The following is a 2,664-nucleotide window of genomic DNA, read 5'->3' as shown; positions in this document are numbered from 1 at the left end:
GGGAAGACCGCAGTGGCCATCGATACGATTATCAATCAAAAAGGGCAGGACATGATTTGTATTTATGTCGCTGTCGGACAAAAAGCGTCTACGGTGGCCAACGTGGTGAAGACGTTGGAGGAACACGGCGCCATGGAATATACAATTGTTGTGGCGGCAACTGCTTCCGAACCGGCACCGATGGTTTATATTGTACCTTATGCCGGGTGTACAATGGGCGAACACTTTATGTACGCCGGGAAGGATGTTCTGGTTGTTTACGATGATCTTTCCAAACAGGCGGTAGCTTACCGTGAACTTTCTCTGCTGTTAAGACGTCCGCCCGGACGTGAAGCATATCCCGGAGACGTTTTCTATCTCCACTCCCGTTTATTGGAGCGCGCCTCGAAGCTGTCTGATGAACTTGGCGGCGGGTCACTGACGGCGCTGCCGATTATCGAGACTCAAGCCGGCGATATGTCAGCCTACATTCCAACGAACGTGATTTCCATCACGGACGGTCAGATCTTTCTGGAAGCCGACCTCTTCAACTCTGGTTTCCGGCCTGCAATTAACGTTGGTATCTCCGTTTCTCGGGTAGGAGGTAACGCCCAAATCAAAGCGATGAAGCAAGTTGCCGGCCAACTGCGTTTGGATCTGGCCCAGTATCGAGAATTGGCGGCCTTTGCCCAGTTTGGCTCTGACTTGGATAAAGTCACCCAGAATCGACTGGCGCGTGGTCAGCGGACACTGGAAATTCTCAAGCAGGGTCAGTATGCGCCTGCAGCTGTTGAAGAAGAAGTCGTAGTTATTTTCGCGGCAGTCAGAGGATTTATTGACGAAATTGATGTGGACAAGATCGGGAAATTTGAAGTAGAGTTTCTGCGTTTCATGCGCTCTGAGAAGGCTGCCCTGATGGAACAGATTCGCACAAAGAAGGCGCTCTCCGATGATATGATCGCCGAGCTTGGAAAAGCGATTAATGATTTCAAGAAGGGATTCTTGGCCTAGATTGAAAAGGAGTAGGTGAACGAGGTGGCAGGAGCACAAGATATTCGTCGTCGGATCCGCAGCGTAAGCAATATGGAGCAGATTACGAAGGCGATGAAAATGGTTTCCGCGTCCAAACTCAGAAGAGCCCAGACAAGACTTGTCGCTTCCCGTCCATATGCCCGCCAATTGCAAGCGGTCCTTGAACGCTTGGCGCAGTCTCAAGGGTCGGTTACACATCCCCTCTTGAAAAAGCGGCCTGTAGAAAAGGTGGTTTATGTGTTGGTAACTTCAGATCGTGGTCTCTGTGGGGGATACAATGCCAACCTCATTCGGAAGACCAGCGGACTGATTGCCGAAACACAGCAAGAAGTTAAGATGGTGGCTGTAGGCCGCAAAGGTCGAGATTTTTTTCGGCGCGGTAAAATGGAGTTTTTAGCTGAGTTTATTGGACTCGGAGACAATCCAACTTATAATCAAGCCAAAGAGATTGCTCAGGAAGTGGTTCGCCTTTATGAACAGGGTGAAGCAGACGAGGTGTATCTTTTATATACTGAATTTGTAACTGCGCTTACACAGAGGCCGACCCAAATCAAATTACTTCCGATCGAACAACCTGAAGGACAACCGGGTAAATCATATATGGTTGAGCCGTCTCCTGAAGAAATCCTTAGTACTCTGTTGCCGAAGTATATTGAAACGGAGATCTTTTGGACGATACTTGAAGGAAAAGCAAGTGAGCAAGGGGCTCGGATGACGGCCATGAGTTCGGCTTCGGATAATGCTAAGGAAATGATTGCCAAGTATACACTGGCGATGAACAGAGCTCGACAAGCGGCGATCACGACAGAAATATCCGAAATCGTCTCAGGAGCAGCTGCCTTAGAATAAGCTGCAGGAAATATTCAATAAAGGAGGTTTCGCGCCTGTGAATATTGGCAAGGTTTTGCAAGTTATGGGAGCGGTTGTCGACGTTAAGTTTGCGCCTGACGAACTGCCGGCAATATATAGTGCCATTCAGATTAAGGTTCCTGAGAAGAACATTAATATTACAGTAGAGGTAGCTCAACATCTCGGAAATGACACGGTACGTACAGTTGCCATGTCCTCAACGGATGGATTGCAGCGAGGCGTGGATGCGGTCGACACAGGAGCGCCGATTACGGTACCTGTAGGGCCGGCAACGCTAGGGCGAATGGTCAGCGTGTTGGGTTTACCGATTGACAATATGGGAGATGTAGTAACGGACACGCATTATCCGATTCATCGGCCCGCTCCGGCTTTTGCCGATCAAGAACCTTCCGCACGTATTTTAGAAACGGGGATTAAGGTTATTGACTTACTGGCTCCTTACGCTAAGGGGGGGAAAATCGGCCTGTTCGGCGGTGCCGGAGTTGGTAAGACAGTCCTGATTATGGAACTGATCAATAATATTGCCAAACAACACGGTGGAATTTCGGTCTTTTCCGGTGTTGGTGAACGTACGCGTGAAGGAAACGACCTTTGGAACGAAATGAAAGAGTCCGGTGTTATCAGTAAAACGGCTATGGTGTTCGGTCAAATGAACGAACCTCCGGGTGCCCGTTTGCGTGTAGGTTTAACCGGCTTGACTATGGCCGAATACTTCCGGGATGAACAAGGTCAAGACGTGCTGCTCTTCATTGATAACATTTTCCGCTTCACCCAGGCAGGATC

At 49.2% G+C, this 2,664-nt stretch carries 3 protein-coding genes; all 3 read left to right on the top strand.

Annotated features, from left to right (window positions below; all coding sequences use genetic code 11):
• Positions 1-990: F0F1 ATP synthase subunit alpha (gene atpA / locus AC6I5A_RS12675; RefSeq protein WP_034616617.1), on the top strand; the 990-nt coding region annotated here is incomplete at its 5' end.
• A gap of 24 nt (positions 991-1,014) precedes the next feature.
• Positions 1,015-1,860 (top strand): ATP synthase F1 subunit gamma, encoded by an 846-nt coding sequence (atpG, locus tag AC6I5A_RS12670; RefSeq protein ID WP_034616609.1) that lies wholly within the window; start codon positions 1,015-1,017, stop codon positions 1,858-1,860.
• 37 nt (positions 1,861-1,897) lie between these two features.
• A partial coding sequence (locus AC6I5A_RS12665; protein ID WP_497900742.1) for a F0F1 ATP synthase subunit beta occupies positions 1,898-2,664 on the top strand: 767 nt, incomplete at its 3' end.

Source organism: Desulfosporosinus sp. Tol-M2 (assembly GCF_059735615.1).
This window is presented reverse-complemented; position numbering and strand designations above follow the sequence as displayed.